5 protein-coding genes and 1 pseudogene are annotated in these 6,408 nt (G+C 65.6%); 3 read left to right on the top strand and 3 right to left on the bottom strand.

All coding sequences use genetic code 11. The features are described 5' to 3' along the window. The 3 genes from aspS to DYI24_RS18700 all read left to right on the top strand — a co-directional run. The coding region (gene aspS / locus DYI24_RS18710) for an aspartate--tRNA ligase (RefSeq protein ID WP_164573380.1) at nucleotides 1-1,526 on the top strand (1,526 nt) is incomplete at its 5' end. Between the two features lie 46 nt (nucleotides 1,527-1,572). Next, nucleotides 1,573-3,882 (top strand): NADP-dependent malic enzyme, encoded by a 2,310-nt coding sequence (locus DYI24_RS18705; protein WP_107344917.1) that lies wholly within the window; start codon nucleotides 1,573-1,575, stop codon nucleotides 3,880-3,882. Between the two features lie 106 nt (nucleotides 3,883-3,988). Then, nucleotides 3,989-4,429, top strand: a complete 441-nt coding sequence (locus tag DYI24_RS18700; RefSeq protein WP_164573379.1) for a DoxX family protein — start codon at nucleotides 3,989-3,991, stop codon at nucleotides 4,427-4,429. 7 nt (nucleotides 4,430-4,436) lie between these two features. On the opposite strand, the gene DYI24_RS18695 is transcribed toward DYI24_RS18700, so the two are convergent. The 3 genes and pseudogenes from DYI24_RS18695 to DYI24_RS18685 all read right to left on the bottom strand — a co-directional run. After that, nucleotides 4,437-5,000, bottom strand: a complete 564-nt coding sequence (locus tag DYI24_RS18695) for a dihydrofolate reductase family protein (protein ID WP_164573378.1) — start codon at nucleotides 4,998-5,000, stop codon at nucleotides 4,437-4,439. A 37-nt stretch (nucleotides 5,001-5,037) separates the two neighbouring features. Beyond that, entirely contained in the window at nucleotides 5,038-5,976 is a 939-nt protein-coding gene (locus tag DYI24_RS18690; RefSeq protein ID WP_164573377.1) for a polysaccharide deacetylase family protein, read from the bottom strand. 152 nt (nucleotides 5,977-6,128) lie between these two features. Further along, nucleotides 6,129-6,408 (bottom strand): annotated as a pseudogene (locus DYI24_RS18685) (L,D-transpeptidase); the annotation flags it as partial.

The following is a 6,408-nucleotide window of genomic DNA, read 5'->3' as shown; positions in this document are numbered from 1 at the left end:
CCGAGAATCCCGACCTGCCGACCGGCGCGGTCGAAGTGTTCGTCACCGAGATCGAAGTGCTCGGCCCGGCTGGCGAACTGCCGCTGCCGGTGTTCGGCGAGCAGGAATATCCGGAAGACGTGCGGCTGCGATATCGCTTCCTCGACCTGCGCCGCGAGAAGCTGCACCAGAACATCATGACCCGTGGCGCCATCGTCGACTCGATGCGCCGGCGGATGAAGGAGCAGGGCTTCTTCGAATTCCAGACCCCGATCCTGACGGCGTCGTCGCCGGAAGGCGCGCGCGACTTCCTGGTGCCGAGCCGCATCCATCCCGGCAAATTCTACGCGCTGCCGCAGGCGCCGCAGCAGTATAAGCAACTGCTGATGATGTCCGGCTTCGATCGTTACTTCCAGATCGCGCCGTGCTTCCGCGACGAAGACCCGCGCGCCGACCGTCTGCCGGGCGAATTCTATCAGCTGGACGTCGAGATGAGCTTCGTCACTCAGGACGACATCTTCGCCGCGATGGAGCCGGTGATCACCGGCGTGTTCGAAGAGTTCGCCAAGGGCAAGCGCGTCACCAAGGGCTGGCCGCGCATCGCGTTCGCGGACTCGATGCGCAAGTACGGCACCGACAAGCCGGACCTGCGCAACCCGATCGAGATGCAGGACGTCTCCGAGCATTTCCGCGGTTCGGGCTTCAAGGTGTTCGCGCGGATGCTCGAAGAGCAGCGCAACCAGGTCTGGGCGATCCCGGGGCCCGGCGGCGGCTCCAGAGCGTTCTGCGATCGCATGAACTCGTGGGCGCAGGGCGAAGGTCAGCCCGGCCTCGGCTACATCATGTGGCGCGAAGGCGGCGAGGGTGCAGGTCCGCTTGCTAACAACATCGGACCGGAGCGCACCGAAGCGATCCGCGCCGCGCTCGGCCTCAAGGCGGGCGACGCCGCGTTCTTCGTGGCCGGCGATCCGTCCAAGTTCGTCAAGTTCGCCGGGCTCGCGCGCACCAAGGTCGGTGAGGAATTGAACCTGATCGACAAGGATCAGTTCTCGCTCGCCTGGGTCGTTGACTTCCCGATGTACGAGTACAACGAGGACGACAAGAAGGTCGACTTCTCGCACAACCCGTTCTCGATGCCGCAGGGCGGCATGGATGCGCTGACGTCGCAGGATCCGCTGACCATCAAGGCGTTCCAGTACGACATCACCTGCAACGGCTACGAGATCGCCTCGGGCGGCATCCGTAACCATCGTCCCGAGGCGATGGTGAAGGCGTTCGAGATCGCCGGTTACGGCGAGCAGGAAGTGATCGACCGGTTCGGCGGCATGTACCGTGCCTTCCAGTACGGCGCTCCGCCGCATGGCGGCATGGCGGCCGGCGTCGACCGCATCGTGATGCTGCTGTGCGGCACCACCAACCTGCGCGAAATCTCGCTGTTCCCGATGAACCAGCGTGCCGAAGATCTGCTGATGGGGGCGCCGTCCGAGGTGTCGCCCAAGCAACTTCGCGAACTGCACATCCGGCTCAATCTGCCCGACACTAAGTAAGCGTCAGGCAGAGAGTCGAAACCAACCACAATGGCGGGGGAAACGTATGGCGTCGTATTCCGAAGATCTTCAGGCGGCAGCGCTCGGCTATCATCGCCGGCCGAAGCCCGGAAAGCTGGAGATTCAGGCATCGAAGCCACTCGCCAACCAGCGCGACCTTGCGCTGGCCTATTCCCCCGGCGTTGCTGCAGCCTGTAACGCGATCGCAGCCGATCCGGCGCAGGCCGCCGAACTCACCGTGCGATCCAACCTGGTCGCCGTCGTCACCAACGGCACGGCGGTGCTCGGCCTCGGCAATATCGGGCCGCTCGCCGCCAAGCCGGTGATGGAAGGCAAGGCGGTTCTGTTCAAGAAGTTCGCCGGCATCGACGTGTTCGACATCGAGATCGCGGCCGATACCGTCGATCGCGTGGTCGAAACGGTGGCGGCGCTGGAGCCGACCTTCGGCGGCATCAACCTCGAAGATATCAAGGGGCCGGAGTGCTTCGAGATCGAGGCGATGCTGAAAGACCGGATGAAGATCCCGGTATTTCACGACGATCAGCACGGCACCGCGATCATCGTCGGCGCCGCGGTGAAGAACGCGCTGGCGCTGACCGGCAAGGACATCTCCAAGGTCAAGATCGTCGCGGCCGGTGCTGGCGCAGCGGCGCTCGCCTGCCTCAATCTGCTGGTGTCGCTCGGCGCGCAGCGCAAGAACATCTTCGTCTGTGACCTCGAAGGCTTGGTGTACCAAGGCCGCAATGTGCTGATGGACCGCTGGAAAGAGGTCTACGCGCAGAAGACCGACAAGCGGACGCTGGCCGAAGTCATCCCGGGCGCCGATATCTTCCTCGGCCTCTCGGGACCGAACGTGCTGTCGCAGGACATGGTCAAGCAGATGGCGGAGCGGCCGTTGGTGATGGCGCTCGCCAATCCGACGCCCGAGATCATGCCGGAAGACGTGCGCAAGGTGCGGCCGGACGCGATGATCTGCACCGGACGCTCGGACTTCCCGAACCAGGTCAACAACGTCCTGTGCTTCCCCTACATCTTCCGCGGCGCGCTCGATGTCGGCGCCACCGCGATCAATGAGGCGATGAAGCACGCCGCCGTCGACGCCATCGCGCAGCTCGCGCGCGAGGCACCGGCGGACCCGGTGTCGGTCGGTCTCGATAACGACGAAGCGTTCGGCTTCGGCCCGGGCTCGCTGATCCCGAGCCCGTTCGATCCGCGCCTGATCCTGCGGATCGCGCCGGCGGTGGCGATGGCTGCGATGGATTCCGGCGTCGCGACCCGTCCGATCACCTCGTTCGACGATTACTACGCGCAGCTCGAGCGCTTCGCGTTCCGCTCCGGCCTGGTGATGAAGCCGGTGTTCGCCAAGGCGAAGGGCCAGCCCGTCCGCGTTATTTACGCCGAAGGCGAAGACGAGAAGGTGCTGCACGCGGTGCAGACCATCCTCGAGGAGAAGCTGGCGCGGCCGATCCTGGTCGGCCGTCCGTCGGTGGTGGAAGCGCGGATCAAGCGCTCGGGCCTGTCGATCCGCCCCGGCGAGGACTTCGACCTCGTCAATCCGCAGGACGACCCGCGCTATCGCTCCTACGTGCAGTCCTACATCGACATCGCCGGCCGCGCCGGTGTGACGCCGGCAGCGGCGCGCACGGTGGTGCGGACCAATTCGACGGTGATCGCGGCGCTCGCCGTGGCGCGCGGCGAGGCGGACGCGATGATCTGCGGTCTCGACGGCCGCTACATGAACCATCTGCGCCACGTCCGCGACGTGATCGGCCGTCGTCCCGGCGTGTCGGACTACGCTGCGCTGGCGCTGCTGATCACCAAGAAGGGCCCGATCTTCATCGCCGACACCCAGGTGCGGCCCAATCCAACCGCGGAAGAGCTCGCCGAGTTGGCGGCGCTGGCCGCGGTCCATGTGCAGCGCTTCAACATCAAGCCGAAGATCGCGTTCCTGTCGCATTCCGACTTCGGCAGCTTCCCGACCGACTCGTCGCTGAAGATGCGCCGCGCCACCGCAATCCTGGCTGAGAAGCATCCGGAGATCGAAGCCGACGGCGAGATGCAGGGCGACAGCGCGCTGTCGGAAACGTCGCGTCAGATGATCCTGCCGCATTCGCGGCTGACCGGCGTCGCCAACGTGCTGATCATGCCCAATCTCGATACCGCGAACGTCGCCTATCAGATGATCAAGGTGGTGGGCGAGGCGCTGCCCGTCGGCCCGATCCTGATCGGCCCGGCATTGCCGGCGCACATCCTGACCCCGTCAGCGACCGCGCGCGGCATCCTCAACATGACCGCGGTGGCGGTGGTCGAGGCACAGGAGCGGGCGGGACGGCATCAGGGAACGCTGTTCGCCTGAGGCACCACGTCAGGCCTGTCGTTTTTTGTTCGTTTGAAAACCCCATGCACCGCGCCCATACTGACGGCGCGGTGCGGCGCGTTCGCCGCTGTCGATGGGGATGCACATGCCGGCCTTGATCGCACTCGGGCGCTTTCTGTTCTCCATTCTGTTCATCTACTCCGGCGCGATCAAACTGCTCGATCTGCCTGCCACCACCCAGGCGGCCGGCAAGTTCGTTGTGCCTGAGATGATGGCCACCTACACGGTGCAGCTCGAGCAGGCGGCCGGAATGCCCTTCGCCCAGATGCTGGCGCTCGCGGTAGGCGGCATCGAGCTCTTGTGCGGCTTGCTGATCGCGCTGAATTTCGGGGCGCGCTTCTGCGCGCTGGTGCTGATCGTGTTTGTGGCGATCGGGACCTATTACTTCCACGACTTCTGGAACCAGACGGGTGCGGATGCGCAAGCCAATCTAGCGGTCGCGCTGAAGAGCCTGTCGCTGGCCGGCGGACTGCTGATCATTGCCGGGATCGGCAGGGGCGGCGCGGCGTCCGGCGGCCACACCTAACCCTCGCTTAGCTGCGGCGCCAGGCGGTGACGCTGACCTCGTAGTCGGCGTCGAGGAGCTGGCGGTCGGCCGGGTGCAGGCCGTGCGCTGACAGGATCTGTTCCGGCGTCCGCTCGGGCACGCCCGGGAAGCAGGGCTCGCCGCCGGGGAGCCGGGCCTGCGGAGCCTGCGACAAATAGAACGTGTCGTAGCGATCGAAGAACAGCGCGAACACTTCGGGGCCGCCGATGATCGCCACGGTGCCAGTGTTCACGCCGGCGCGGGCGCAGGCGTCCACGAACGAGGCGCCCGCCGGATTCCACAGCAGCGCTTTCGGGTTCGACGGCTCGGTGGCCAGGCCGGCGACCTGCCGGGTCACGATCAGCCGGCGGCGCAGCGGCGAGTTGGGCTGGTCCTCGAATGAATTGCGGCCGTGCACGATCAGGTCGGCGCAGTCCAGCGCCGCGGCGAAGAACGCCTGATCACCTTTGTACTTCAAGGCGTCCGGCATCAGCCGATCGGCGTCGGCGAGGTTGCCCTCGGCCGACACGATGACGTAGCCCTCGATCGTCAACGCCGGCGTCGCCGTCATTGGCGCTTCGCAATCCGCATCTGCAAGGCGATGCGGCTTATTCGGAGATCGTCTGCACGACGGCGCTGACCGGCCGGGTGCTCACCGTCGGCAGCGGATTGCTCTTGGCGAGCTCCTCATCGTACTGCGGCAGCGTCTGCACCGGCGCCTTGGCGCGCATCTGCACGACCTTGTAACCGCCGGCCTTCAACCGCCTCAGCAGCTCCGGCAACGCCTCGGCGGTGCTCTTCTGGAAGTCGTGCATCAGGATGATGCCTTTGCCGAGCTTGTCGAGCTTATTCATCACGTTGTCGATGACCTGCTGCGGCTTGCGCACCTTGAAGTCGAACGAGTCGATGTCGCAGGAGAACATCGCGACATTGCGGGTGCCGAGATAGGTCACCAGCGCCGGCGGATGCTGCAGCGCCGGGAAGCGGAAGAACGGCGACGGCGCGGTGCCGATCGCCCACTTCACCGCAGCGAACCCCTTTTCGATTTCGTCCTTGGCCTGCTGCTCGGTCAACTTCTTGTTGCCCAGATTAGCGTGCGACCAAGTGTGCGAGCCGACAGTGTGGCCGGCTGCGGCGACCTGCTTGAGGATTTCGGGGTGGTAGGTGGCGTGCTTGCCGATCGGGAAGAAGATCCCCTTGGTGCACTGGTCGCCGAGCGCCTTCAGCACCGCCGGGGTGTTCACCGGCCACGGACCGTCGTCAAACGTCAGCACCACTTCCTTGTCACGCAGGAAGTCGAGCTGCTTGAAATGTTCGAAGCCGAAGCCGGGACCGCCTGTGGTGTCGATCTCGACCACGCGGCCGACACCGAGCGCATCGGGATTGGCGCAGACCGGCTTGGCCGCGGCTGCCGCTTGTGGGGCGGGGGCTGGAGCAGGGGCGGCCTGCGGAGCGGCGGGAGCGGGAGCTTTCGGTGCCTGCGCAAAGGCCGCGGTCGTCCCGATAGACACCACACCTGCAACGATCAAAGCTGCTGCTGTCCGCATGCCGAAGTCCTTCTGCCGTTGGCCGTCCGAGCGAGCGCGGCCCGAGTCGGACCGGCGCGCATCGCCACGCCAAGGTAGAGGCTCGCACCCAGCCGTGCCAACGGCTTTTTGCCACGGCCGCAGAGTTGCCCGCAGATTCGAAGGTGCGCAGCTCAGCGCAACCGGACGATGAAGTCGGTGCCCTTGCCGGTCTCGCCGGCGGCGATGCCCTGGTCGGATACGATCAGCGAGCCGCCATTGGTCAGCGCTTCGGCGATTCGCTTCATCGCTTCCGGCGGGATGGTCAGGCGATCGAGCGCTTCGGTCGGGCTGTTGGTGTGAAGCGAAGCTTTCGACTCTTCCGTCAAGGCATTGCCGTGACGGCGAGATTTGTGCTGCACTTCAGGTTCCGCTTTAGACAGTGCGACCGGCAGCGACACGACGGACCAGCGC

It is taken from the genome of Rhodopseudomonas sp. BR0C11 (assembly GCF_010820945.1).
Classification (GTDB): domain Bacteria; phylum Pseudomonadota; class Alphaproteobacteria; order Rhizobiales; family Xanthobacteraceae; genus Rhodopseudomonas; species Rhodopseudomonas palustris_H.
Note: the sequence above shows the minus strand (reverse complement) of the source record. Positions and strands in the feature narration are given on the sequence as shown.